The sequence below is a fragment of the Streptomyces sp. NPDC059909 genome (genome assembly GCF_042730885.1).
In the GTDB taxonomy this organism is placed as follows: Bacteria; Actinomycetota; Actinomycetes; order Streptomycetales; family Streptomycetaceae; genus Streptomyces.
In genome coordinates, this window is record NZ_JBHWKX010000004.1 from 58,728 (window position 1) to 83,679 (window position 24,952).

The 24,952-nt window shown below is 72.2% G+C and carries 23 protein-coding genes and 1 pseudogene; 10 read left to right on the forward strand and 14 right to left on the reverse strand.

The window, feature by feature from the left end; translation table 11 throughout:
* Positions 1-632, reverse strand: a pseudogene (locus ACFV9O_RS05485) (Gfo/Idh/MocA family oxidoreductase); the annotation flags it as partial.
* Positions 633-691: 59 nt separating this feature from the next.
* Between ACFV9O_RS05485 and ACFV9O_RS05490 the strand changes: the two are divergent.
* Positions 692-2,017, forward strand: coding sequence for a multidrug effflux MFS transporter (locus ACFV9O_RS05490; protein WP_385412650.1), 1,326 nt, complete (start codon positions 692-694; stop codon positions 2,015-2,017).
* Here ACFV9O_RS05490 and ACFV9O_RS05495 read toward each other — a convergent pair.
* The gene (locus ACFV9O_RS05495) at positions 1,999-3,333 is read right to left on the reverse strand and encodes a hypothetical protein (protein WP_385412652.1); all 1,335 of its coding nucleotides are present in this window, start codon (positions 3,331-3,333) and stop codon (positions 1,999-2,001) included. The two genes, ACFV9O_RS05490 and ACFV9O_RS05495, sit on opposite strands and share 19 nt — an antisense overlap.
* Positions 3,334-3,478: 145 nt before the next feature.
* Here ACFV9O_RS05495 and ACFV9O_RS05500 point away from each other — a divergent pair, with 145 nt between their 5' ends.
* Entirely contained in the window at positions 3,479-4,450 is a 972-nt protein-coding gene (locus tag ACFV9O_RS05500; protein WP_385412653.1) for a small ribosomal subunit Rsm22 family protein, read from the forward strand.
* A gap of 706 nt (positions 4,451-5,156) precedes the next feature.
* Here the strand turns inward: ACFV9O_RS05500 and ddaH are convergent.
* On the reverse strand, positions 5,157-6,011 hold the full coding sequence (gene ddaH, locus ACFV9O_RS05505; protein WP_385412911.1) for a dimethylargininase: 855 nt from the start codon (positions 6,009-6,011) through the stop codon (positions 5,157-5,159).
* Between the two features lie 148 nt (positions 6,012-6,159).
* Between ddaH and ACFV9O_RS05510 the strand changes: the two genes are divergently transcribed.
* A complete protein-coding gene (locus ACFV9O_RS05510) occupies positions 6,160-6,768 on the forward strand; it encodes a TetR/AcrR family transcriptional regulator (RefSeq protein ID WP_385412655.1) in 609 nt (202 codons plus the stop codon).
* Between the two features lie 146 nt (positions 6,769-6,914).
* Positions 6,915-7,688: a bifunctional DNA primase/polymerase gene (locus ACFV9O_RS05515; protein ID WP_385412659.1), complete on the forward strand. Its 774-nt coding sequence runs from the start codon at positions 6,915-6,917 to the stop codon at positions 7,686-7,688.
* 63 nt (positions 7,689-7,751) lie between these two features.
* On the opposite strand, the gene ACFV9O_RS05520 is transcribed toward ACFV9O_RS05515, so the two are convergent.
* Genes ACFV9O_RS05520 through efeO form a run of 4 tightly spaced genes read right to left on the reverse strand, consistent with a single transcriptional unit; the run spans position 7,752 to position 12,088 of the window.
* Positions 7,752-8,702 carry a hypothetical protein gene (locus ACFV9O_RS05520; protein ID WP_385412913.1) on the reverse strand — a complete coding sequence of 317 codons (951 nt, stop codon included), beginning with the start codon at positions 8,700-8,702 and terminating at the stop codon, positions 7,752-7,754.
* Entirely contained in the window at positions 8,620-9,594 is a 975-nt protein-coding gene (gene efeU / locus ACFV9O_RS05525; RefSeq protein ID WP_385412662.1) for an iron uptake transporter permease EfeU, read from the reverse strand. The genes ACFV9O_RS05520 and efeU overlap by 83 nt, the downstream gene beginning before the upstream one ends.
* 27 nt (positions 9,595-9,621) lie before the next feature.
* Positions 9,622-10,920 carry an iron uptake transporter deferrochelatase/peroxidase subunit gene (gene efeB / locus ACFV9O_RS05530; protein ID WP_385412664.1) on the reverse strand — a complete coding sequence of 433 codons (1,299 nt, stop codon included), beginning with the start codon at positions 10,918-10,920 and terminating at the stop codon, positions 9,622-9,624.
* Between the two features lie 19 nt (positions 10,921-10,939).
* The gene (gene efeO, locus ACFV9O_RS05535; RefSeq protein WP_385412667.1) at positions 10,940-12,088 is read right to left on the reverse strand and encodes an iron uptake system protein EfeO; all 1,149 of its coding nucleotides are present in this window, start codon (positions 12,086-12,088) and stop codon (positions 10,940-10,942) included.
* Between the two features lie 293 nt (positions 12,089-12,381).
* Between efeO and ACFV9O_RS05540 the strand changes: the two genes are divergently transcribed.
* Positions 12,382-13,080 carry a PhzF family phenazine biosynthesis protein gene (locus ACFV9O_RS05540; protein ID WP_385412670.1) on the forward strand — a complete coding sequence of 233 codons (699 nt, stop codon included), beginning with the start codon at positions 12,382-12,384 and terminating at the stop codon, positions 13,078-13,080.
* Positions 13,081-13,104: 24 nt separating this feature from the next.
* Here the strand turns inward: ACFV9O_RS05540 and ACFV9O_RS05545 are convergent, their stop codons facing one another.
* Together ACFV9O_RS05545 and map are read right to left on the reverse strand one after the other, a co-directional pair.
* Entirely contained in the window at positions 13,105-13,755 is a 651-nt protein-coding gene (locus ACFV9O_RS05545) for a heme oxygenase (biliverdin-producing) (protein ID WP_385412916.1), read from the reverse strand.
* A 146-nt stretch (positions 13,756-13,901) separates the two neighbouring features.
* Complete coding sequence (gene map, locus ACFV9O_RS05550) at positions 13,902-14,759, reverse strand: type I methionyl aminopeptidase (RefSeq protein ID WP_385412672.1); 858 nt, start codon at positions 14,757-14,759, stop codon at positions 13,902-13,904.
* Between the two features lie 119 nt (positions 14,760-14,878).
* Between map and ACFV9O_RS05555 the strand changes: the two genes are divergently transcribed.
* Positions 14,879-15,109, forward strand: a complete 231-nt coding sequence (locus ACFV9O_RS05555) for a hypothetical protein (protein ID WP_385412674.1) — start codon at positions 14,879-14,881, stop codon at positions 15,107-15,109.
* An 18-nt stretch (positions 15,110-15,127) separates the two neighbouring features.
* On the opposite strand, the gene ACFV9O_RS05560 is transcribed toward ACFV9O_RS05555, so the two are convergent.
* Together ACFV9O_RS05560 and ACFV9O_RS05565 are read right to left on the reverse strand one after the other, a co-directional pair.
* Positions 15,128-16,441 carry an MFS transporter gene (locus tag ACFV9O_RS05560; protein ID WP_385412676.1) on the reverse strand — a complete coding sequence of 438 codons (1,314 nt, stop codon included), beginning with the start codon at positions 16,439-16,441 and terminating at the stop codon, positions 15,128-15,130.
* A 223-nt stretch (positions 16,442-16,664) separates the two neighbouring features.
* A complete protein-coding gene (locus tag ACFV9O_RS05565) occupies positions 16,665-17,270 on the reverse strand; it encodes a hypothetical protein (protein WP_385412678.1) in 606 nt (201 codons plus the stop codon).
* Between the two features lie 119 nt (positions 17,271-17,389).
* Here ACFV9O_RS05565 and ACFV9O_RS05570 point away from each other — a divergent pair, with 119 nt between their 5' ends.
* The 3 genes from ACFV9O_RS05570 to ACFV9O_RS05580 all read left to right on the forward strand — a co-directional run bounded on the left by ACFV9O_RS05570 (position 17,390) and on the right by ACFV9O_RS05580 (position 18,735).
* On the forward strand, positions 17,390-17,713 hold the full coding sequence (locus ACFV9O_RS05570; RefSeq protein WP_385412681.1) for a hypothetical protein: 324 nt from the start codon (positions 17,390-17,392) through the stop codon (positions 17,711-17,713).
* A gap of 10 nt (positions 17,714-17,723) precedes the next feature.
* A complete protein-coding gene (npdG, locus tag ACFV9O_RS05575; protein WP_385412684.1) occupies positions 17,724-18,440 on the forward strand; it encodes an NADPH-dependent F420 reductase in 717 nt (238 codons plus the stop codon).
* 100 nt (positions 18,441-18,540) lie between these two features.
* Positions 18,541-18,735, forward strand: a complete 195-nt coding sequence (locus tag ACFV9O_RS05580) for a hypothetical protein (protein ID WP_385412687.1) — start codon at positions 18,541-18,543, stop codon at positions 18,733-18,735.
* Here the strand turns inward: ACFV9O_RS05580 and ACFV9O_RS05585 are convergent.
* On the reverse strand, positions 18,725-19,531 hold the full coding sequence (locus ACFV9O_RS05585) for a site-2 protease family protein (RefSeq protein ID WP_385412690.1): 807 nt from the start codon (positions 19,529-19,531) through the stop codon (positions 18,725-18,727). The genes ACFV9O_RS05580 and ACFV9O_RS05585 overlap by 11 nt on opposite strands.
* 158 nt (positions 19,532-19,689) lie before the next feature.
* Here ACFV9O_RS05585 and ACFV9O_RS05590 point away from each other — a divergent pair, with 158 nt between their 5' ends.
* Entirely contained in the window at positions 19,690-23,178 is a 3,489-nt protein-coding gene (locus ACFV9O_RS05590) for a BTAD domain-containing putative transcriptional regulator (protein WP_385412693.1), read from the forward strand.
* Here ACFV9O_RS05590 and ACFV9O_RS05595 read toward each other — a convergent pair.
* On the reverse strand, positions 23,126-23,959 hold the full coding sequence (locus ACFV9O_RS05595; protein ID WP_385412696.1) for an ABC transporter permease: 834 nt from the start codon (positions 23,957-23,959) through the stop codon (positions 23,126-23,128). The genes ACFV9O_RS05590 and ACFV9O_RS05595 overlap by 53 nt on opposite strands.
* A complete protein-coding gene (locus tag ACFV9O_RS05600; RefSeq protein WP_385412699.1) occupies positions 23,956-24,951 on the reverse strand; it encodes an ATP-binding cassette domain-containing protein in 996 nt (331 codons plus the stop codon). The genes ACFV9O_RS05595 and ACFV9O_RS05600 overlap by 4 nt, the downstream gene beginning before the upstream one ends.
* Between the last annotated feature and the right edge of the window lies 1 nt (position 24,952).

Below are 24,952 nucleotides of genomic sequence, written 5' to 3' on the forward strand. Positions count from 1 at the left end.
TAGGGCAGGAGGATAAAAACCCCCTCCACACAAAGGAAACAGGAGACCTCCTCCCCGGGGCAGGGGCCTCCCCCGTCGGTCCCGTACCGCGTCGAGCGTCCGCATCACCGCCGGCGAACCGTCGAGCGGCACCAGCGGCGACTCCGTCTCACCCGCCCGCAGACACCGCACGACCTCGGCCGCCTCGTGCCGCAGCGGGTGCCGGTCGCCCTCGACGACGTACTCCTCCGGATCCCGCCCCGTCCGGTGCAGCACAAAACGGTCCGGGTGGAAGAAGCCCCGCGGGAGGCCGATCCGGCCCGCCGTCCCCGTCACGGACGCCGTCCTCGGCGTGTCCGCGACGACCGAGCACGACAGCAGCGCCGACGCCCCCGAATCCGACCAGCCCAGCAGCATGCCCGTGTGCAGATCGACCCCCTCGTCCGAGAGCACGCCTGGACGGCATCGGGTTCGCCGAGCAGCAGCTGCGCGAACGACACCGGATACACACCGGGGTCCAGCAGCGCCCCGCCGCCGAGCGCCGGGTCGCGCAGCCGGTGGTCCGCCGCGAACGGCCCTTCGAGACCGAAGTCGGCCTGGACCGTACGGACGTCACCGATCGCCCCTTCCCGCACCAGCTCCGCCGGCCGCCGGCTCGACCACTCCGGACGAGCTGAGAGCATAGGGGCGAGACCCAGAACAGGAGCTGTCGATGCCGGGAAGCGGCCAGAGCACACAGGGACACATATCCACCGTCGACTCGGCCAGGGCTCCGGCCCAGGCTCCGGCTGCGGCACCGGTCGCCGCCGCACGGCGTGCCGGCCTCCTCGTCACGCTCGTGCTCGGCGGCCTCACCGCACTGCCGCCGCTGTCGATGGACATGTACCTCCCGGCCCTTCCCCAGGTCACCGGGTCCCTGCACGCATCTGCTGCGACCATCCAGCTCACGCTCACCGCCTGCCTCGCCGGCATGGCACTCGGCCAGCTCGTCGTCGGCCCGATGAGCGACAGATGGGGCCGCCGCCGCCCGCTGCTCATCGGCATGCTCGTGTACGTCGCCGCCACCGCGGTCTGCGCCTTCGCCCCCAGCGCCGAGATGCTCATCGCCTTCCGGCTGCTCCAGGGCCTCGCGGGAGCCGCGGGCATCGTCATCGCCCGGGCGGTCGTCCGTGATCTGTACGACGGCGTGGAGATGGCACGGTTCTTCTCCACCCTGATGCTGATCTCCGGGGTCGCCCCGATCGTCGCCCCGCTCATCGGCGGCCAGATCCTGCAGGTCACCGACTGGCGCGGGGTCTTCTACGTCCTCACCGGCGTCGGACTGCTGCTCACCCTCGTCGTATGGCGCTGGCTGCACGAGACCCTGCCGCCCGAGCGACGGCATGTCGGCGGCGTCGGCGAGGCCCTGCGCACCATGCGCGGCCTCCTCACCGACCGGTTCTTCACCGGCTACATGCTGGCCGGATCGCTCGCCTTCGCCGCGCTCTTCGCGTACATCTCGGCCTCGCCGTTCGTCGTGCAGGAAATCTACGGCGCCTCGCCGCAGACCTTCAGCCTGCTCTTCGGGCTCAACTCGATCGGCCTGGTCGCGGTCGGCCAGATCAACGGCAAGCTGCTCGTGGGCAGGGTCAGCCTCGACAAGGCGCTCGGCTTCGGACTCGGAGTGATCACCCTCGCCGCGGTGGCGCTGCTTCTGATGACCTCGGGCGTCTTCGGGCACGTCGGGCTCGCCCCGATCGCCGCCGGGCTCTTCGTGCTGATGTCCGCGATGGGGCTGGCGATGCCGAACACCAACGCCCAGGCACTGATGCGCACCCCGCACGCCGCGGGGTCGGCCTCCGCGCTGCTCGGCACGTCCTCGTTCCTGATCGGTGCGGTCGCGTCCCCGCTGGTGGGAATCGCGGGGGAGGCGACCGCGGTGCCCATGGCGCTGGTGCAGCTGGTGTGCGCGCTGGGCGCGGTCGCCGCGTTCGTCCTGCTGTGCCGGCCGTGGCGGACCGGCGCGACGGACGTCGCGTCTCAGTCCGCGCGTACGTAACCGATCAGGTGCAGCCGGTCCTTCGTGTCCGTCCAGCGGAACAGCCCGACCCCTGACACCTCGGTGTTCGGCAGCCGGGCGTTGAGGGAGAGCGGCTCGGGCAGGCTCGTCGCCAGATCGACCTCGTACGGGGCGCCGCCGCCGGCCAGGGCCTCCGCGGCGCCGCGGGTGTTCATCGCCCCGTACGCCATGCCCTCGTCGGTCACCGTCGTCAGCGTCAGCCGGCGGGTGCCGTCCTCCTCCTCGAAGCAGTGCCCGGAGCGCTCCTCCAGGTCGAAGGCGAGATTCCCGGCGATCAGATAGCGGCCGTCGGGCGAGACCACGGCCTGCGGATACTCGCCCGGCTCGATCGCCGGCTTGTGGCACTCGGCCGTGACCAGCGCCTTCCCGGTCGCCGCGTCGTGCACGGCCCAGAGGTCGTGGGTGGTGGCACGCTTGGCCTTCGGCGCCTTCTTCCAGCGGACGAGCACCTGCCCGGAGGTGAGCGACGTCGGTACGCCGTAGGCGCGTTCGGCGCCGGCCGGTGCGACGTTCCGGCTGAACCAGCCGCCCCGCACCCAGAACTCCCGGGCCCCGCTCACCAGCAGGCCCTTCGCGGTCAGCCCGCGCACCTCGGTCAGCTGCCGGCAGGTCGCGCAGCCCTTCGGGTGGCCCAGCTCCTTCGGCGCGATCATCGTCACGCCGCCCGTGACCGGGTCCACGACGGCGCTGCGCGCTCCGCCGTCGCCGATGAGGATGCCGGGGCCGGTGCCGGAGACGGTCGGCGCGGTGGGCCAGGGGACCTCGACGCGCTGCCGGTCGCCGTCGAGGGCGTTGTAGATGTCGAGCGAGACGAAGGTGCCGGACGGGGTCGGCGAGGCGTGCCGGGCCTTCCCGAACGACCAGGTGACGAAGAACTGCCGTTCGTCCTTGGTGACCGTGAAGAGCCGCGGGAAGTTCTGCGGTCCGGCCAGCGCGGACCTGGGCTCGTCCGACCAGCCGGGCTTGCCGGTCGCGGCGTCCACCGTCCGCAGCCGGAAGTCGTCCTTCTCCCGTACGAGGTAGGCGATCAGACCCGTCTCGCGGGCGATGGCGAAGTCGGGCGAGGTGTCGGGGAGCTCCCAGCCCTTGCCGGTGTCGTAGGCGGGCGGGACGGTGAGCTGGGTGGCAGGTCCCTTGCTCTTGGCGGGGGGCTTCTTCGGCTTGCCGCCGCCCTCGGCCTCCTTGCCTCCGCCACCGCCGCAGGTGGCCAGCAGGAGGAGCAGCGCCAGTACGGCCACTCCGGCCACCAGGGCGATGCGCACGACCCGCTGTCCCGTGGTCCCCCCGATGAGCACTGCTGGTCCCCCCGATGAGCACTGCCGATGGACAACGGCCGTCAGACTAGCAACTGGCCAGAGGGGGACAGGGGTTCGGTCCGGCGCCGCCGGGGGGCGGAATCCGGTCGGGAATCCGGTCGGGAATCCGGCCTAGAATTCGCCGGTGAACGCCACTCTCTCCGCTGCTCTCGCCGGACTGCTCGACGGTCTGCCCCAGGGCCGCCTCGCCCAGGCCGTCGACCGGCTGATCGCCAGCTACCGGGGGGAGACGCCGACGGACGCGCCCGTGCTGCGCGACCGGGCGGACGTCGCCGCGTACGCCGCGTACCGGATGCCCGCGACGTACGAGGCGGTACGGTCCGCACTCGCCGCGCTCCGGGTGGCGGCGCCCGAATGGGCACCGGCCACGCACACGGACATCGGCGGCGGTACGGGCGCGGCGAGCTGGGCGGTCGCCGACGCCTGGCCCGAAGGCGCCCATCGCACCACCGTTCTGGACTGGGCGGAGCCCGCGCTGGCCCTCGGACGGGAGCTGGCGGCCGCCTCGGACTCGCCCGCGCTGCGCGGGGCGGAGTGGCGGCGGGCCAGGATCGGCGCGGCGATGCGGCTGGAGCCGGCGGACCTGATCACGGTCTCGTACGTCCTGAAGGAGCTCAGCGCCGCCGACCGCACGCAGGTCGTGGAGCAGGCCGCGGCGGCGGGGCAGGCGGTGCTGATCGTCGAGCCCGGCACGCCCGACGGTTACGAGCGCGTCATCGAGGCCCGCGACCGGCTGATCGCGGCGGGCCTGCGGGTCGCGGCGCCGTGCCCGCACAGCGCGGCCTGCCCGATCGTGCCCGGCACGGACTGGTGCCACTTCGCGGCGCGTGTGAGCCGGTCGTCGCTGCACCGGCAGGTGAAGGGGGGTTCGCTGGCCTACGAGGACGAGAAGTTCAGCTACGTCGCCGCCACCCGCTTCCCCGCGACCCCGACGGCTTCCCGGGTGGTCCGCAAGCCCCAGATCCGCAAGGGCCAGGTCCTCCTCGACCTCTGCTCCTCCGACGAGTCCCTCCACCGCACGACCGTCACCAAACGCCACGGCCCCCTCTACCGCGACGCCCGCGACACGCCTTGGGGCGCGGAGTGGCCCCCGTAAGGGGGCTTTCCCCCACCCCGCCCCTTCCCGCACTGGGGGCTCCGCCCCCAGCCCCCCGGGGGTGGCGTTGCCGGGGCCGGAGCCCGACCCCCCGCGCGGAGGCGCGGGTGGGGTTGCGGGGCCTGGCGCTCCTCGATCCCCTGCGGCGGCTTCGCGCCGTGGGCGGGGGCTTGCGCCCCTGACCGGCTGTGGCGGCTTCGCGCCGTGGGCTGCGGGGTTGGCCTGACGTTCGCGTCGCGGGGGAGGTGCGTGCCGGGGCCGGCGCCCCCCAACGCTCTTCGGCGGTTTCGGGCCGCGCGGAGGCGAGGGGTGGGGTTGCGGGGGCCGACGCTCCTCGATCCCTTGCGGCGGCTTCGCGCCGTGGGCGGGGGCTTGCGCCCCTGACCGGCTGTGGCAGCTGCGCGCCGCGGGCTGCGGGGTTGACCTGACGCTCGCGTCGCCGGGGGTGCGGGGACTGGCGCCCCGGCAGCTTCGCGCCGCAGAGCCGCGGGGTTGGCCCTACGGGCACCCCAGCCCGCCCGGCGTTCGACGGCGGCGGCACCCTCCCAGCCCGTCCGGCGTTTGAGGACGGACACGCCGGGCCACCCGGCGCGGGGCGGCGCCGACGCGAACCCGCGCACCCCGCACCCGGCGCGGGGCGGCACACCCCCGCGCCCGGGGCGCCCGGGGCAGGGGGGTACGGGGCCACCCCGTACCCCCCGCGAGGTCAGGAGCGGAGCTCCTGGGTGCAGCATTTGACGCTGCCGCCGCCCTTCAGGAGCTCCCCCAAATCCACCCCCACCGGCTCGAACCCCCGCGCCCGCAGCGGCCCGAAGAGGCCCACGGCCTCCTGGGGGAGCAGCACATGGAGGCCGTCGCTCACCACGTTCAGGCCAAGCGCCGCCGCGTCCGCCTCGCGGGCGACGAGCGCGTCGGGGAAGAGGCGGGCGAGGACCGCGCGGCTGCCGGGGGAGAACGCTCCGGGGTAGTACATGATCTCGTCCGTCTCGTCGTCGAGGACGGACAGCGCCGTGTCCAGGTGGTAGTAGCGCGGGTCCACCAGATCCAGCCCGATCACCGGCCGTCCGAAGAACTCCTGCGCCTCGTCGTGCGACAGCGGGCTCGACCGGAAGCCCCGCCCCGCCAGCACATAGGTCGAGGTGACCGCGAAGTCGCCCTCGCCCTCGTTGATGTGCACCGGCTCGTGGATCTCGGTGTAGCCGTGCGCGCGGAACCACTCCAGGTGGGCCGCCGCCTCTGCCTCCCGCTCGCGGTGGGCGAAGCGTGCGCCGAGCACGCGCCCGTCCACGACCGTCGCGCCGTTCGCGGCGTAGACCATGTCGGGCAGGTCGGGCTTCGGGTCCAGCAGTTCCACCGTGTGACCGAGTGCACGGTAGCGGTCGCGCAAGGTCTCCCACTGGGCGAGCGCCAGCGGCAGATCGACAGGCTTCCCGGGATCCATCCATGGGTTGATGGAGTACGTCACCTCGAAGTGCGTGGGTGGGCACATGAGGTAGCGGCGGGATCTAGCGTCACGAGGCAATGAGGGCTCCTCACGAGCGGCAGACTGCGACGCACGGATGTGCGTGCTGCCATGGTGCGTCGTCCGGGGGCGCCGCGCAGTGATCCGAACGGGTGGTTCATCACACATGCGTCCCGAGTGAGGTCCGGTTGAGGCCCCGGATGGAGAGACGATACGTATCGTCACGTCTGCTGGTAGATTGACCCGTATGGCAGAGACCAAGGCCCCCGACGCCTCCCGGCGCAGCGAGCGCTCCCGCCGCGCCATCTACGACGCCGCGCTCGCCCTCGTCGGCGAGGTCGGCTACGCCAGGACGACCATCGAGGGCATCGCCGCCCGCGCCGGCGTCGGCAAGCAGACCATCTACCGCTGGTGGCCCTCCAAGGCCGCGGTCCTCCTCGAAGCCTTCCTGGACCTCGGTGAGCAGGCCGCCCAGGGCGAGAGCGAGATCCCCGACACCGGCGATCTGGAGGCCGACCTCAAGCTCGTCCTCCGCGCCACCGTCGACGAGCTGAACTCGCCCCGTCACGAAGCCCCCACCCGCGCCCTCACCGCCGAGGGCATCGTCGACCCCGAGCTCGGCGCCCGGTTCGTCGAGAAGCTCCTCGAACCCCAGCTCCAGCTGTACGTCCGCAGGCTGCGCGCCGCCCAGGAAGCCGGTCACGTACGCGCCGGCATCGACCTCCGCACCGCCCTGGAGCTCTTCACCGGCCCGCTCACCCACCGCTGGCTGCTGCGCACCCTCCCGCTCACCCACGACTACGCCGACAAGATCGTCGAGTACGCGCTGTACGGCCTGGCGCCGAGCGCCGAGTGAGGCGGTGAGCGGGGCGCCCGGTGAGGGGCCGGCCACCCGATCGGGGGGTGCGGCAACCTCGCGCGCCCGATGGTGGGACGATGACAGCAGTGACATGCGGCTCCGCCGCGTGGTCCGGGGGCGCGACATGAGGTGTGAGGGGATAGATGGGCGACGGTATCGGCCGCTACCGCGGCACGGGGCGCGACACGGAGAGCAGGACGTCCTGGGAGAGCCGGCTGCCGCAGTGGCTGCGCAGGCGCCCCCGAGAGGACGCCGGGGAGGCCTCCGGCCACCGTCTGCCCCTGCTGCTGGCCACCGCCGCCGCCGGACTGCCGATCGCACCCGCCGCATACCCCTCGGGCTACAGCTGCTCCTGTGAGCGCATCGGCTGTCCCACCCCTGCCCGGCACCCCGTCTCCTTCGCCTGGCAGACGCAGTCCACGACCGACCGGGACACGATCGAGCGCTGGGCGTCCGACGAGCCCGAGGCGAACTTCATCACCGCCACCGGCATGGTCCACGACGTCCTCGACGTACCGCTGGAGGCCGGCCGCGCCGCTCTGGAGCGGCTCCTCGCCGAAGGCATCGACGTCGGCCCGGTCGCCGAGTCCGGGGAGGAGCGGATGCTGTTCTTCACCGCCACCCGCGGCACGCCCGAGGACGAGGACGAGTGGTGGCCCTGTGAACTGGACTGCCATCCCGAGACGATGGACGAGCATCCGGGGCTGCGCTGGCACAGCCGCGGCAGTTACGTGCTCGTACCGCCCGCGCGGCTCCCTGACGGCCTCACCGTCGACTGGGCTCGCGGCCCCGAGCATCCGCTGCCGGACCCGCTGACCCTGCTCGAGGTGCTCGCCGACGCCTGCGCGACATACGTGGACCAGGCGGACGAGCACGACCACGACCGCCACTCCGTGGCGTGGCCACAGCACCGCTGACGCTGCGCGCCGGGGCCCTCGAACCAAGGGCGGGCGAGGAACGCGCAGGGGCCGGCCCTGCGCCTACGACCCTTCCGCCGACGTCACACCCTGCAGCCGCCCCACGATCGTCACCGCAGGACCCGCCCCGCCGTCCGGAGCCAGCCTGACCGCCTGGCTCGACATCCACTCCTTGGTGAGCGTGTTCTTCACGTCACCGGTCATCAGCGCCTTCACGTCCGGGCTGACCTTCGGCCGGTAACCCTGCGCCGCCGTCTGCCGGTCGAAGTAGCGCATCGCGAAGAACACCAGCGCTCCGCCGTCCTCCGTGGCCAGCCCCAGCGGTGCGAAGTCCCCGGTGTCCAGGGGCTGGTCGACGTACTGCGTGGAGAGGCCGGGACGCCGCTCGTTCTGCTTGCGCTCCTGCCGCCAGCCCGTCGTGTGCGGGCCGGCGGCGAAGTGGTCCGGCTTTCCGCCCTGCATGTACGAGGCGTACTCCTCGCTCAGATCGCGCGGGGCGACCGCCGTCGCCGACGAGTCCGCGGCGACCGGCTCCGCCCAGCCGTCCTTGTCCGTACGGAACTTCGGCACCTCGTCGGGCGTCAGGATCGCCAGATACGCGGCCTCCCACAGCTGGTCGTTGCCGTTCCTGACGAACGCCACCAGCCAGCGGGTGTCCTGACCACCGCTGTCGACATCGCGGTTGCTGTCGGTGTCCGCGAAGAAGTACCGCGGCCAGCCCGCCTTCTTCGGCACGTAGTACTTCGCGTCCGTCAGCTCCAGCGGCCGGTGCTGCGGATTGCCGCCCGGCTGCGTCACGCTGCGCGCCTTCAGGCCCGCCTGGTTGATCGCGCCGAGCGCGCCCGTGACCCGGCCCGCATCGAGGGCCGGGTCGTACGCCTTGTCCGCCTTGTTGTACGCGTCGGTGAAGTCCTCGAGGGCCTGCGCGGCCTCAGTCCTCGTCGCCGCCGGTACGACTTCCAGCTCGCCGTGAACCGTCACGCACCCGCTCGCCGTCAGCGACAGCACCGTCATCGCCGCGAGCCCCGTCGCCGCCCGACCCAGCCTGCTCATCGGTTGCCTTCTGCGCCTTCTGCTTCTCGTCCCCCACTGACCGTCCGAACCCTACCGGGGCGAGGAACAGGGTGAGCGTCGGGACCAGATAGAGCAGCCACACCGTGACCTGCAACACGGTCGGATCGGGCTGGAAGTTGAAGACGCCCTTCAGCAGCGTGCCGTACCAGCTGTCCGGCGGGACGGTCGCGCTGATGTCGAACGCCTTGTCCGCGAGGCCGCCCAGGAACCGGGCCTCCTGCAGGTCGTGGACGCCGTACGCGAACACGCCCGCGGCCACGACGACCAGCATCCCGCCGGTCCAGGTGAAGAACTTCGCCAGATTGATCCGCAGCGCGCCCCGGTAGAACAGCCAGCCCAGCACGATCGCCGTCGCGATCCCGAGCAGTACCCCGGTCAGCGGGGCCGACGAGCCGCTCGCGTCGGTGGCCGCCCGTACCGACGCCCACACGAACAGCGCGGTCTCCAGGCCTTCCCGGCCCACCGCCAGGAACGCCGTCGCGACCAGCGCGCCCGTCCCCATCTGCAGCGCCGTGTCCAGCTTGCCGTGGAGCTCGGCCCTCAGATGCCGCGCGGTGCGCCGCATCCAGAAGACCATCCAGGTGACGAGACCGACGGCGAGGATCGACAGCGAACCGCCGAGCAGCTCCTGCGCCTCGAACGTCAGCTCCTGCGAGCCGAATTCGAGGGCCGCGCCGAACGCGAGCGACACACCGCAGGCGACCCCGATGCCGATCCAGATCGGCTTCAGGGCGTCCCTGCGGCCCGTCTTCACGAGATACGCGACGAGGATGCAGACGACCAGACTGGCCTCGAGACCCTCGCGCAGGCCGATCAGATAGTTACCGAACACGTCGGTCCGTCCTTCCTGTCGCGCTCGTTACGAGAACAGCGCACGGCCCCACCAGTCGTCCTTGCCGCGGACGCCCGGCGGGACCGCGAACAGCGCCGAACCCACGTGCTGGATGTACTCGTTGAGGACGTCGCTCGCGGCGAGACTCCGCTGCACCGGAACGAAGCCCTTGGCGACGTCCCGCTGGTACGCGAGGAAGAACAGGCCCGCGTCCAGCCGGCCGAGACCGTCCGTACCGTCCGTGAAGGAGTAGCCGCGGCGCAGGATCGTCGCCCCGCCGTTGGAGTCCGGGTGGGCGAGACGCACATGCGCGGTCGGCAGCATCGCGGGCAGGAACGGCTCGTCGTGCTCCTTGGCCTTGCCGACCGGGGCGCCCTCGCGCTTGTCCCGGCCGAAGATGTCCTCCTGCTCCTGCAGCGGCGTGCGGTCCCAGGTCTCGATGTTCATCCGGATCCGGCGCGCCACAAGGTACGAGCCGCCCACCATCCAGCCCGGGCCGTCCTTGTCGGACACCCACACGTGCTTGTCCAGGGCGGCCTTGTCGGTGCCGGAGATGTTCCGGGTGCCGTCCTTGAAGCCCATCATGTTGCGCGGCGTCTGCTCATCGGGCGTCGTCGACGACGTCTTGCCGAAGCCGAGCTGCGACCAGCGGACGGCGACCTTGCCGAAGCCGATGCGGGCGAGGTTGCGGATCGCGTGCACGGCGACCTGCGGGTCGTCCGCACAGGCCTGGACGCAAAGGTCGCCGCCGCTGCGCGCCGGATCGAGGTTGTCGCCCGGGAACTTCGGCAGGTCGACGAGCGCGGCGGGCCTGCGGTCCTTCAGCCCGAAGCGGCCGTCGAAGAGGGAGGGCCCGAAACCGATGGTGAGGGTGAGCCGGGACGGCTTGAGGCCGAGCGCCTCGCCGGTGTCGTCCGGCGGCGCCTCGGCGAGACCCCCGTACGTGCCCTCGCCGACCGTCTGTCCGGTCGTCATCCGCTCGGCGGCCCGCGTCCAGTCCTTCAGCAACTGGATCAGCTCCGCGCGGTCCGTGGTCTTCACGTCGAAGGACGCGAAGTGCAGCCGGTCCTGTACGGGCGTGGCGATTCCGGCCTGGTGCGCTCCGTGGAACGGCACGGCCGCGCCGCTCGCGGCGGCGAGGGCGGTGTCGTCCCCGTCGCGCGTCACGGCGGTGATCGCCCCGCCGGCCGCGGCTGCGCCGAGCGCGAGCCCGGCACCTCCCCAGCCGAGCAGGGCGCGCCGCGACGGGGCGGCCTGGTCCGCGGTCGCCGCGGAGGTGTCCCCGGCGGTCACCGCGGTGGTCTCGTCAGTCGCTTTGTCTGTCATCGTCGCGTCCCCCTGCCGGTTACTTCACGACCGCGGCGGCGAGCTTCGACAGAGGCTCGGCCAGCGCGTTCACGCCGTCGGACAGTTCCTTGCGCTGCGGCTCGGTGACCTTGTCGTACGAGGTGAAGACGTACGAGGCCTTGTCCGCACGGTACTTGTCGAGCAGCGTGTTCAGCGCCGCGAACTGCTTGTCGAGCTCGGCGACGAGCTGCGGGTCGTTCTTCGACGCGACCGGCTTCAGCAGCTCGTAGGACATCTGCGCGCCCTCGACGTTCGCCTTGAAGTCGACCAGGTCGGTGTGGGAGTAACGCTCCTCCTCACCCGTGACCTTGCCGGTCGCGACCTCGTCGAGGAGCTCCTTGGCGCCGTTCGCCATCGACGTCGGCGTGATCTCGGCGGTGCCGACCTTCTTCACCCAGTCGGCGAGGTCCTTGTCGAGGGTGTCGGCGAGCGTCTTCGCCTCGGGGTCGAGCTTCTTGTCCTGCCACAGCGCCTTCTCCAGGCGGTGCCAGCCGGTCCACTCCTGGCCCTTCTCCAGGTCGCCGACGCCGTCCTCGCGGAGGTCGACCTTGGGGTCGATGTCGCCGAAGGACTCGGCGACCGGCTCGGTGCGCTCCCAGCCGATACGGGAGTCGGCGTACGCCTTCTTCGCCGCCTCGACGTCCCCGGCGCGGACGGCGTCGGTGAACACCTTCACCTTCGGCAGCGTCTCGTCGGCCTGCTGCTGGACGTACTTGCGGTACTCGGCGACCGCCTTGTCCATCTCCGGGGACCGCTTCACGGCGGTGCCGCCGGTCGCCTTGACCTGCTGGCGGATGCCGTCGCCCTTCATGCCGGGCTTGCAGGCGATCTCGTAGTCACCGGCCTTCACCTCGGCGGTGAGCTTCGTCGTGGTGCCGGGGCCGATGTTCTCGCGCTCGGTGACGATGCGGTCGTCGGGGAAGAGGATGTAGACCTCGGTGACCTTCGAGCCCTTGTTCTCGATGTCCAACTGGACGTGCCCGGCCGGGAACTCCTTCTTGGACACCTCGCAGGAGTCGTCCTTCGCGGTGACGGTGATGGCACCCTCGCCGCCCTTGGCGTCACTTTTCTCGGCGCAGCCCGTGATGGCGGTCAGAGCGGCCGCGGTCGCGGCGGCGGTGACGACGGTGAGACGGACGGGTCGCATAAAGGCTCCACAGAGGACGGGACGGGACGGGGGTGAGGCGAACCTAACTTAACCGAGGCTTACCTGAGCGATACCCCTTCGTCCAGTGATTCACCTCTCACGAACCGGCCCCCGGATACGGCCCGATCACGGGTCGGTCAAGCAGGGGTCAAATATCGCTTTCCTGGACGACGAGGAGCGTCCCGGTGCGCGGTTGCGGCAGCGCCTCGACCACGCTGCCGGTACACCTCTCTGAGCCGACCCTTGCGGAACGCGTCGTCCGGACGGCCGTTCCGGGATGCTTGAATTCCGGCGTGACCGAACGACCCCACGACATCGACGTACTCCGCGTGTTCTGCGGCGCCGACGGCCGCCACGGCAATGCCCTCGGTGTCGTGCGCCACGGACGTGCGTACCCCGACCGGCAGTCGCGGCAGGCGCTGGCCCGGGAACTCGGCTTCAGCGAGACCGTGTTCGTCGACGATCCCGAGCGGGGCGTCGTCGACATCTACACACCGGGGCTGCGGCTGCCGTTCGCCGGCCATCCGCTCGTCGGGGCCGCCTGGCTGCTCGACCTGGAGGTCGTGAACCCGCCCGCGGGCGAGGTGTGGGCGCGCCATGACGGCGAGTTCACCTGGATCACCGCGCGCCCCGAGTGGGCGCCGCCGCGCACCCTGCGGGCGTACGCGTCGGCCGCCGAGGTCGAGGCGATGGAGGTGCCGCCGCCGGGGGACTGGATCTACGCGTGGGGTTGGGAGGACGAAGCCGCCGGCCGGGTGCGCGCACGGGGGTTCCCGGGGCGTATCGATGAGCGCGGCGGTAGCCGCTCCAGTGGAGCCGGGGCTTGCACCGGGGGGATCGACGAGGACGAGGCGACGGGTGCGGCCGCGTTGCTGCTCACCGCGCAGCTGGGCCGGGCCCTGAACATCACGCAGGGCCGGGGGTCGCAGATCCTCACCGCCCCCGGCCCCGACGGCACGATCGAGATCGGCGGCCGGGTGCGCCTCGCGTGAACGAGCCGCGTGCGCCTCGCCGGGTCAGGCGCTGAGCGGGAACTCCCGGCCGAGCTCACGGAACACCGCGCCGTTGAAGTCGAAGGCGCGCCTGCACTCGTCGACGATGCGCTTCTTCTCCAGGTCGTCCGCGTTCACCCGGTCCAGCAGCTCCCGGTAACTCCGTTTGAATGCGGCGGGATTGGCGATCCGCTCGAAGACGTAGAACCGGACGCCGTCGCCCTTGCGGTCGAAGCCCCAGGTCCGCTCGGCCTTGGCGCGGATGATCTGACCGCCGGAGAGATCCCCGAGGTAGCGGGTGTAGTGGTGCCCCACATAGCCTGCGGGCCAGGTGCGGGCGCACTCCTCCACCCGTGCCGCGTACGCCGCGGTCGCGGGCAGCGGTCGCAGTCCGCCCCGCCAGTCGGCGCCGCGCAGGTGCGCGAGATCGCGCTCCAGCTCGGCCGTCCGGAACAGCTCCGGCTGTATGAAGGGGCCGGCGACGGGGTCGTCCTCGAGCGACTCGGCCGCGCCCTCCAGTGCCTCGTACACGAACCACAGCTGCTCGGTGTAGCGCGCGTACGCGTCGACGCCCAGCCGGCCGCCGAGGAGGTCGCTCATGAAGGTGGAGGTCTCCGCCTGGGTGTGCTGCTCGTGCGAGGCGACACGGATCAGCGTCGAGAAGGGCGTGTCCAGTGTGTCCAAGGCGGACCTCCGGGGCCGATGGGGTCGGGAACCAGTAGGATCGTGCTACTTAGGTTTACCTAAGTCAACTGGTTCCCGACGGCCTGTCGGTAAAAACGCTACCCCTCTTCCCGGTCGGGGCAACGCCAGAATTCAGGTCAGGGCAGCGTCAGGATCTCGGCGCCGCTCTCCGTCACCACGAGCGTGTGCTCGAACTGCGCGGTCCGCTTCCGGTCCTTCGTCACGACGGTCCAGCCGTCGGCCCACATGTCGTACTCGTGCGTCCCGAGTGTCAGCATCGGCTCGATCGTGAAGGTCATCCCCGGCTGGATGACGGTGGTCGCGTGCGGGCTGTCGTAATGCGGAATGATCAGTCCCGAGTGGAACGACGAATTGATGCCGTGCCCGGTGAAGTCGCGCACGACGCCGTAGCCGAAGCGCTTCGCGTACGACTCGATGACCCGTCCGATGATGTTGATCTGACGGCCGGGCCTGACCGCCTTGATGGCCCGGTCGAGTGACTCCCGCGTCCGCTCGACGAGGAGCTTCGACTCCTCGTCCACGTCACCGCACAGATAGGTGGCGTTGTTGTCGCCGTGCACGCCGTGGATGTACGCGGTGACGTCCAGGTTGACGATGTCGCCGTCGCGCAGCACCGTCGAGTCGGGGATCCCGTGACAGATCACCTCGTTGACCGACGAGCACAGCGACTTCGGGAAGCCTCGGTAGCCGAGCGTCGACGGGTACGCGCCGTGGTCGCACATGAACTCGTGCGCGACGCGGTCCAGTTCGTCCGTGGTCACCCCGGGCTCGATGAGCTTCGCGGCCTCCGCCATCGCCTGTGCGGCGATGCGGCCCGCGATGCGCATGCGCTCGATCGTTTCGGCATCCTGGATCTCCGGCCCGGTGTACGGCTTCGGCGTGGGCTTCCACACGTACTCGGGGCGCCGGATGTTTCCGGGAACGGAACGGGTGGGAGAGAGCTCCCCTGGTACGAGCAGCGACTGGCCAGACATGTCGCGAGTCTAACCGGGGGTCCCCCGCGCCCACCGGCCGTAGGTGGGGGTCCCCCCCACGCCACCAGGCGTAGGGGGAAGGCGGTGGGGCAGCATGGCGTCAGAGGAAGGAGCCGAAGATGGCCCTGTTCAAGAAGCGCACGGTGGGCAAGCCGGGCGAGTGGTACTACTGCCTGCAGCACAAGAAGGTCGAGGAGGGCCCCGAGTGCCCGGCCAAGGACCGCTTCGGCCCGTACGCCTCGCGCCAGGAGGCCGAGCAGGCGATGGAGACGGCGCGCGAGCGGAACCTGGAGTGGGAGAACGACCCGAGGTGGCACGACGCCCCCCGTGACGAGGACACGGCCGGCTGAGCCGGCTGAGCCGACCGATCAGCGGGCTGCTTCCCTGACGGCCGCACCCTCCGCCGCTTCCCCCGCCGCCTCCTTCTGGGCGCGGCGGCGGAGGGCGTCCTCGTCCGTCTCCGCATCGTAGGTGAGCAGCTTCGGGAGGGCCGCGGCGAGCAGCCCCACCGAGGCGACGCACGCCAGACCGCCGGTCCAGAAGGCCGCGCGCGTGCCGGTCCATCCCGCCATGGCGCCCGCGCGGACCTGGCCCAGCTGGGGGCCGATGCTGTACGAGAGGACCTCGATCCCGGCGAGGCGGCCGCGCAGGGACTCCGGGATGGTCTGGTTCCAGATCGTGGAGCGGCCCAGACCGCTGAGCATGTCGCCCGCCCCCGCGAACGCGAGGCACAGCAGCACCAGCCAGACGTTCGTCAGCCGTCCCGCCGCCGCGATCGCCAGCCCCCACCCGGCCGCGCCGAGGACGACGAACAGCCCGTGCCGCCGCACCCTCGACGTCCAGCCGCTGGTCAGGCTCAGCACGAGCGAGCCCACCGACCCCGCCGCGTACATCAGCCCCAGCGACCACTCCGCGTCCAGCTCGTCCGCGAGGAACGGGAAGATCGCGTTGGGGAACGCGAACAGCATCGCGGCCAGGTCGATCGCGTACGTACCGAGCAGCACCGGCCGGCTCCACGCGTACCGCGCGCCCTCCACGATGCCCCGCAGCGACGGCTTCTCCGCGTCGTGCGCGGGCGGTGCCGCCGTGAGCCGTGTGCACAGCAGCACGGAGACGGCGAAGCCGACGGCCGTCGCGGCGTACGCCGCCGCGTGGCCCGCGTACGCCACGACCAGACCGGCCAGCGCGGGCCCGGCGATCGAGCCGAGCTGCCAGCGCAGGGCGTTGAGCGCGGCCGCGGCCGTCATCTGGTCGTGCGGCACGATCCGCGCCAGCAGCGAGTCCAGCGCGGGCCGCTGGAGCCCCGCGAGCCCCGAGACGCCGGCCGCCACGACGTAGAGCGGCCAGAGCATGGGCGTGGGCAGAAGGGCGTTCACCAGCAGAATCACGGCGAGCACGCCCAGGCCCGCCTCGGTGAGCAGGATGACCTTGCGCCGGTCGACGGCGTCCGCCAGCGCCCCGCCGTACAGCCCGAACACCACCAGCGGCACGAGCTCCACGGCCCCCATCGCCCCGACGGCGAGCGGCGAGCCGGTCAGTTCCTTGATCTGCAGGGGCAGCGCCACCATGGCCATGAAGCTGCTGAAGTAGGTGACCAGTCCCTGGCCCCACAGCAGCCGGAAGTCCCGCGATGACCGCCACGGGGCGAGGTCGGGAAGAAGCGCGCGTAGTCGTGATGCCACGAGTGGCCATGTTCCGCGGGGCCGCGGGGGGCGACAACCGAATTACGGGGGAGCGCGCGGTGGGCGCCCGCGGGTATGGAGCCCCCCGGGGGCTCCTTTGGAGTGTCTGGGGCGGAGCCCTCCACGAGGCGGAGCCGCACATCGCCACTGCGGGAAGGGGCGGGACTGCGGCAAGGGGCGGGGCGGGAGAAGGCCCGCCGCAGGCGCACCCGCCCGCCGCCCGCTACCAGCGTGGTGGCGGTGGTGCCGTCAGCTGGTCCGCCAGGCGGGACAGGCGGTCGCGGAAGCCGCGCCGCCCACGGGGCGCGGGCGGCAGGCTGTTCTCACCGGCCGCCGCACTCACCAGGTGCTGAACCGTGTCGAGGTCCACCTCCGCCGTACCGCCCACCGTGAGCCCCTCGTGCGCGAGCCCCCGCACCTCCGGGTCCCCTCCGTCCAGCGCGAGCACTGTCGCCCCGGAGCGGCGCGCGTCGTGCACCCGCTCCAGCAGCCCCGCCTCCGGTCGCTCCGGCGCCACGACCAGCAGGGTCTCCCCGCGTCCGGCCGCTTCGATCCGGCCGAGCCCGACCGCCAGGTGCGCCGGGTCCCCGGGCCGCACCCGGTGCCGTACCAGGGTCGGCGCCAGCTCCGGCTGCCCTGACCACGCGGCCTCGTCCACGAGATGCGCGGCGAGATGCCACGGCTCGTACTCGGCCGTGCCCACCAGCAGCAGCCCACCGCCCTGCGGGACGACGGAGGACCGCAGCGCCCCCGCGAACCGGCGGGCCGCCGCGGGCCACGCGGTCCCGGCGAGGACTTCTCGCAACAGTGCGACGCGTACGGCATCCATGGCCCCGCATCCTGCCCGAACGACGGTCTCCGCACGGGCTGTTGGCGGCAGCTCACCCGTACGGGAACTGCCGGTTCCGGGCAGTGTGCTCGCGCACCGGGCCGGGGCATCATGACGCCATGAGCTTCCCCTGGATATGGGTGACGGCGTGTACGGCTGTCGCGCTGCCCCTCGCGGTACTGCTGCTCCTCGGCAGGGCACCTGCCTGGCTCCACCGTCGTGTCGGCCCCCGTGGCATCAGGGCCCGCGGCGCGCTGCTGCTCGCGGCCTGTGCCGGGGCGCTCGTCCAGGGGGTGCTCGACCTGGCAGGGGCCGGCCGGACCGACTGGTACGCGCTGCGCATGCTGCCCGGGCCGGTTCTGATGTTCGCCGCGATCGGCTGGGTCGCATGGGTCGATCGCGTCGAACGGCGGTCCGTCCGCCCCGGCCCGACCAGCCAGTAATGTCGAGGGCATGACTTCACAGGACAACGCCGCCACCCCGAAGCCCGCCGCTCCCGCCAAGGACCCGTGGGACCTCCCCGACGTCTCCGGACTCGTCGTCGGCGTCCTCGGCGGCACCGGTGACCAGGGCCGGGGCCTCGCCTACCGGCTCGCCCGCGCCGGACAGAAGGTGATCATCGGCTCCCGGGCCGCCGAGCGCGCCGAGACCGCCGCCGCCGAGCTGGGCCTGGGCATCGAGGGGGCCGAGAACGCCGAGTGCGCGCGGCGCAGCGACGTCGTGATCGTCGCCGTGCCGTGGGAGGGGCACGCCAAGACCCTCGAGGCCCTGCGCGACGAGCTCGCCGGGAAGCTGGTCGTCGACTGCGTGAACCCGCTCGGCTTCGACAAGAAGGGCGCCTACGCGCTGAAGCCGGAGGAGGGCAGCGCCGCCGAGCAGGCCGCCGCCCTGCTGCCCGGGGCGCGCGTGACCGCCGCCTTCCACCACCTCTCGGCCGTGCTGCTGCAGGACGAGTCGATCGAGGAGATCGACACCGATGTGATGGTTCTGGGCGAGTCCCGCGCCGACACCGACCTCGTCCAGGCGCTGGCGGCCCGTATCCCCGGCATGCGGGGCGTCTTCGCCGGCCGGCTGAGGAACGCGCACCAGGTCGAGTCGCTGGTCGCCAATCTGATCTCGGTGAACCGCCGCTACAAGGCGCACGCGGGTCTGCGCGTGACCGACGTCTGACGATCCGATCCGACGGCCCTACGGCCCGCGGCATGACGGCCCGGCGGCATGGGGGACACTGGACGGGCACCGAACAGCCCCCGGACAGGAGCCGACCCCCATGCCCCGCCTCGCCCTCTACGCCGTCGTCATCTGCGTCCTCGCCGTCGCCGCGGCGGTCGTGTCCTTCATGAAGGGCAGCTGGCTGGGGATCGTGTGGGTGCTCATGGCCGGTGTCTCCTCGAACACGGCGGTGTACTACATCCGCCGGGCGAAGGCCGAGAAGGCGCTGAAGGCGGCGAAGGCTAGCGGCTGACCGCCTCCGTGCAGACCGGGTACTGCTCGGTCCAGAAACGGTAGAGGTCCTGGCCGCACGCGACCTCCGTTCGTGACACGCCCAGCCCGTCCATGACCGCGAAGATCGCGTCGAAGAACGCGTGGTTGACCTCGGGGATGAAGAGGACGCCGAAGACGGCGAGCAGCCCGAACGGCGCGAACGGCTCGATCTGGCGCCGGATGCCGTGCGACAGCCACGGTTCGATGACCCCGTACCCGTCCAGCCCCGGAACCGGCAGGAAGTTCAGGATCGCCGCCGTCACCTGCAGCAGCGCCAGGAAGCCCAGGGCGAAGCGGAATGCGATCGGTACGCCGTCCAGTGCGTCCAGCCAGAACGGCGCGGTGCACACGGCCGCGAACAGGACGTTCGTCAGCGGGCCAGCGGCCGAGATCAGGCTGTGCTTCCAGCGGCCCCGGATGCGGTGGCGCTCGATGAAGACCGCGCCGCCGGGCAGGCCGATGCCGCCCATGATCACAAAGATGACGGGGAGCACGATGCTCAGCAGCGCGTGCGTGTACTTGAGCGGGTTGAGCGTCAGATAGCCCTTGGCGCCGACGGTGAGGTCGCCGCTGTGGAGCGCGGTGCGGGCGTGTGCGTACTCGTGCAGACAGAGCGAGACGATCCACGCGGACGTGACGAAGAGGAACACCGCGGCGCCCGGCTCGGAGGCGAAGTCCGTCCAGACCGCCCAGCCGGTGACCGCCGTGATCGCGGTGATGCCGAGGAAGACGGGGGAGATGCGGCTCTCGCTGCGGCGGGTCGCGGCGGTGGTCATGGGCGGGGCTCCTGGGTCCTGGGTGCGCGGCTTCGGGCGTGGGGCTCGGGCGTCGGGCTGTGCGGCTGGGCTTCAGGCGCCGGGCCGGCTGCTGGGCTTCGGGCTTCGGGCTTCGGGCAGAGTAGACCGTCACGGTGACAACCGGGCAACGTGCTGTGATGCCGCGAGCGTTCCTGACGATCGACGACAATGGGCCGGTGCACTACCGCGTACTCGGCACCACCCAGGCACTCCGCGACGACGGCACCCCCGCCGTGCTCGGCGGGGCGCGGCTGCGTGCGCTCGTGGCCGTGCTGGCGCTGCGCGCCGGGCGTACGGTCCCGGTCGGCGTACTGGTCGACGAGGTGTGGGACGGCGATCCGCCGGCCGACCCCGTGGGGGCGGTGCAGGCGCTCGTCGGGCGGGCGCGGCGGGCCCTCGGGCACGACGCGGTCGTGTCCGCGGACGGGGGTTACCGGCTGGGCGCCGGGCCCGACGACGTGGACCTGCACCGCTTCGAGCGGCTCGCGGTCGAAGGGGCGCGGGCGCTCGCGCAGGGCGACCCGGGCAGGGCGGCGGAGCTGCTGGACGAGGCGTTCGCGCTGTGGCGGGGTCCGGTGCTGGCCGATCTGCCGGACCGCACCGCCGACGCGGCCCGCTGGGAGGCCCGGCGCCTGGACGCCCGCCGGACACGGCTCGCCGCGGCGCTGGCGCTCGGCCGCGCGGAGGAGACGCTGCCACAGCTCGCCGCGCTCTGCGGCGACCACCCCCTCGACGAACCGCTGCAGGCGCTGCGCATCCGCGCCCTGCGCGCCGCGGGCCGCACGGCCGAGGCGCTCGCGGCGTACGAGTCCGTGCGGCGCGAGCTGTCGACCCGGCTGGGTACGGACCCCGGCCCGGAACTGCGCACGCTGCACGCGGAGCTGCTGAATCCAGGCGCCGGGAACGGGAACGGGAACGGGAACGGGTCGGGCCCGGGGGCCGGTCCCGGTCCTGAACCGGAGCCGGGGGCAGGCCGCAAGCCCGCCCCGGTGGGGAATCTGCGGGCGCGGCTGACCAGCTTCGTCGGGCGTGAGGCGGACATCGAGGCCATCCGCGGGGACCTCGGCCGGTCGCGACTGGTCACCCTGCTCGGCCCCGGCGGGGCGGGCAAGACGAGGCTGTCGCAGGAGGCCGCCGAGCGGGCGGCCGGAGCGTACGCGGACGGCGTCTGGCTGGTGGAGTTCGCGCCCGTCGGCGACCCGGAGAACGTGCCCGAGGCCGTGCTCACCGCGCTGGGGGCGCGCGGGACCGTGCTGCGCGGGGCGGGCGCGGAGGAGCTGCGGGCCGTCTCGGACCGGCACGGCGACGACCCGGTCGTACGCCTCACCGAGCACTGCGCGCGCCGCCGCATGCTGATCGTCCTCGACAACTGCGAGCACGTCGTGGCCGCGGCCGCCGAGCTGTGCGAGCGGCTCCTGGAGCACTGCCCGGGGCTCACGGTCCTCGCGACCAGCCGCGAGCCGCTCGGCGTCCCCGGCGAGGCGGTACGTCCCGTCGACCCCCTGCCCGACCCGATGGCGCTGCGCCTCCTCGCCGACCGGGGCACGGCCGCGAACCCCGCCTTCCGGGTCGGGGACGATCCGGAGGCGGCCGCCGAGATCTGCCGCCGTCTCGACGGACTGCCGCTCGCGATCGAACTCGCCGCCGCCCGGCTGCGGATGCTCACCCCGCGCCAGATCGCCGACCGCCTCGACGACCGCTTCCGTCTCCTGTCCAGTGGCAGCCGCACGCATCTGCCCCGCCAGCAGACCCTCCGTGCGGTCGTCGACTGGTCCTGGGAACTCCTCGACGCGTCCGAGCGCACGGTCCTGCGCCGGCTGTCGGTCTTCGCCCGCGGCTGCGACCTCCCGGCGGCGGAGGCGGTCTGCGCGACCTCGGCCCTGCCCGCCGCCGCCTCCTCCGGCGTTTCCGCCGCCCTGGGTGCCCGCGTCGATGCCCGCGACGTCGTGGCCGTGCTCGGCGCACTCGTCGACAAGTCGTTGGTCGTCGCCGCGCCCACGCCGGACGGGGGGATGCGGTACCGGTTGCTGGAGACTGTCGGTGAGTACGCCGCCGAGCGGCTCGACGAGGCGGGCGACCGAACGGAGGCCGAGCGGGCGCATCTCGTGTACTACCGCGAACTCGCGCGCCGTACCGACCCGTTGCTGCGCGGACCCGAGCAGATCAGCGCCATCGCACTCCTGGAACGGGAGCAGGAGAACCTGCGCACCGCGCTGCGGCGGGCCGTCGCCGCCGGGGACGAGCACGAGTCCCTCTGCCTGGTGCTCTCCCTCGCCTGGTACTGGCAGATGAGGGATCTGCGGGCCGACGCCCGGCACTGGTCGCGGGCCGCGGCGGACCTCGGTCCCGATCCGTTCGCACCGCCCTTCGCCCCGGCGGAGCCCATGCACAGCTGGGTCACCGACGCCCCACCGCCGCTGGAGCCCGAGCGGCTCCAGGAGGCGCGGCGCGGGGTGAGGCTGATCGGGATGGTCAGCATGGAGCACGCCGTGGAGGACTGGAGGGCGCCCGAGCGGATGGAGTGGCTGCGCGGGGTCGTCACCGTCTATCGCCCCGGGCTGCCGCAGACCTGTCGTTTCCCCGGATCGCTCTGGTTCTACGCGCTCCTGCTGACCGGCGACGCCGTACAGCTCCGGCACGCCGTCGACGAGACCGTCCGGGGCTGCGAGGAGCTCGGCTACGAGTGGGACCTCGCGGCCGTGCTCCAGATCCGGGCCAATGTGCTGGCGAACCGCACCGAATGGGCGGGCGCGGCGACCGCGGACGCGGACCGCAGCCTGGAGATCTTCGAGCGGCTCGGTGACCTCTTCGGCGCTGCCGAGGCCCTGTCGGCACGCGGCGAGGCGCGCGAGCGGCGTGGCGAATTCGCGCTCGCCGCCGAGGACTTCACCTCCGCCATCGACCGGGCGCGGTGCCTCGGCGCCCAGAGCCAGGTCCCGCTGCTGCGGGCCCGGCTGGCGGGAGTGCTCACCGAACTGGGCCGCCGTGAGGAGGCGGAGGCGATCCTCCGCGAGGTGCTGGCGCATGCGGAGGACAGCGCGCACGAAGCGGTGCACGCCGCCCGCCTCATCTTCTCGCTGCTCCTCGGCTCGGACGGGCGCACCGCCGAGGCACGGGAACAGCTGGACGAGCTGGCCACGCAGTTCCGCTCCGAAACCCTCGCGATCTTCGAGGGCTTCCGGACTGGTGGCCTCGCCTGGCTGGACTGCCTCGACGGCCGCTACGCCGAGGCGCTGCCCCGTGCCCTGCGGGCGATGGAGGCCGCCATGGACCCGCTCGCACGGATGGTCGCTCCGCACATGGCCGCGGTCCATCTGGTGACCGCGGCCGAGGCGCTGGCCGGTCTCGGTGAGGAACCGGCCGGCGACGCGGCCCGGCTGCTCGGCGCACACGGGCCTGTGCTCCCGGCGGGCCATGTCATGGCCTCGTCCGTGGAGCGGGAGAGCCTCGCCCGCGCCGAGCGGGCCGCCCGTGCGGCGCTCGGCGACGAGGGCTACGCGACGCGGTACGCCGAGGGCGGCGGCCTCGCCCTTGAGCAGGCAGCCGCCCTCGTACGCGATCGTGTCGAACGGCTCAGGACTTCGTACGGAACTTCCGGATCGCGACCGGAGCCATCACCGCGGTGATCACGGCCGACCAGATCAGCGTCACCCACACGTCGTGGGCGACCGGGCCGCCGTTCATCAGTCCGCGGGCCGCGTCGGCGAGCGACGACAGCGGGTTGTAGTCCGTGAAGGCCTGCAGCCAGCCCGGCATGGAGCTGGTCGGCGCGAAGATCGAGGACCCGAACTGCAGCGGCATCAGCACGAGGAAGCCCATTCCCTGAATCGCCTGGGCGTTCTTCATGGTCACGCCCATGGTGAGGAAGATCCACATGATCGACGAGCCGAAGACCAGCGAGAGTCCGACGGCCGCCATCAGTCCGGGGACGTCAGCCACGGACAGACCGAGCAGGAAGCCGACCGTCAGCAGGATCGCCGTGGCGACGAGCATCCGGCCGATCTCGACGACGATCTTGGCGATCAGGACGGAGGACCGGGCGATGGGCAGGGACCGGAAGCGGTCCATGACACCGGTCTGGAAGTCCTGGTTGAAGCCGGTGCCGACACCCATCGCGATGTTCATGCCCATCATCGCCATCAGGCCGGGCACGACATAGTTGACGTACTGCTCCTGATTGCCCTTGCCGGCGATCGCGCCGCCGAAGACGAACACGAACAGCAGGGTGAAGACGATCGGCATCAGCACGGCGTCGAACATCGACTCCGGGTCCTGCCGGATCCACAGAAGATTGCGGCGGACGAGAGCGCCGATGTGCCGCAGATTGCCGCGCAGGCCGATCCGCCCCTCGTCGGCGAGGGTGTGGGGCTGGGGGGTGGGAGCGGGGCTGACGGTGGTGGCGCTCACGCCGCGACCTCCTGGGGAATCGTGTCGTTGACGGACGCCGTCCTCTGGCCGGTGATGGCCAGGAACACCTCGTCCAGGCTGGGCAGATCGGTGCCGATGTCGGCGATGGCGAAGCCATGGGTCCCCAGCAGGCCGACCACGGCGGTCAGCTGCTCGTCGCTGAGGATCGGTACGTACAGCACGCCCTCGTCCGGCACGGCCTGCGCGCCGGAGACCCCGTCCAGACCCGCCTCGCGGACCGCCGTGGCCATCGCGGGCAGCTGGGCCGGGTCCGCGGGCCGGATCCGCAGGGTGCGGCCGCCGACCTTCGCCTTCAGCTCGTCGATCCGGCCCTCGGCGATGACCCGGCCGCGGTCGATGACCGTCAGCGCGCTCGCCAGCTGCTCGGCCTCTTCCATGTACTGCGTGGTGAGGAGGACGGTGACGCCCTCGGCGACCATCCGCTGGACCTCGTCCCACACCTCGTTGCGCGTGCGGGGGTCGAGGCCCGTCGTCGGCTCGTCCAGATAGAGCACGGCGGGCTGCCCGATCATCGAGGCGGCCAGGTCGAGGCGGCGCCGCATACCGCCCGAGTACGTCGAGACCGGGCGCTTGCCCGCCTCCGTGAGCGAGAACCGCTCGAGCATCTCGTCGGCCCGGCGGCGGGCGTCCTTGCGGGAGAGATCGAGCAGCCGCCCGATCATGTACAGGTTCTCCCAGCCGGACAGCTTCTCGTCCACCGATGCGTACTGCCCGGTCAGGCCGATCGTCCGGCGCAGCTGGCGGGGCTGCCTGACCACGTCGAACCCGGCGACGGTGGCGCGTCCGGCGTCCGGGGCGATGAGGGTCGACAGGCAGCGCACAAGCGTGGTCTTGCCGGCCCCGTTGGGACCGAGGACGCCGAGGACCGTGCCCTCGCGGACGTCCAGGTCCACGCCGTCCAGGGCCTTCGTCTCGCCGTAGTGCTTCACGAGGCCTCGTACCTCGACGGCGTTCTTGTCGTTTCGCGTCATG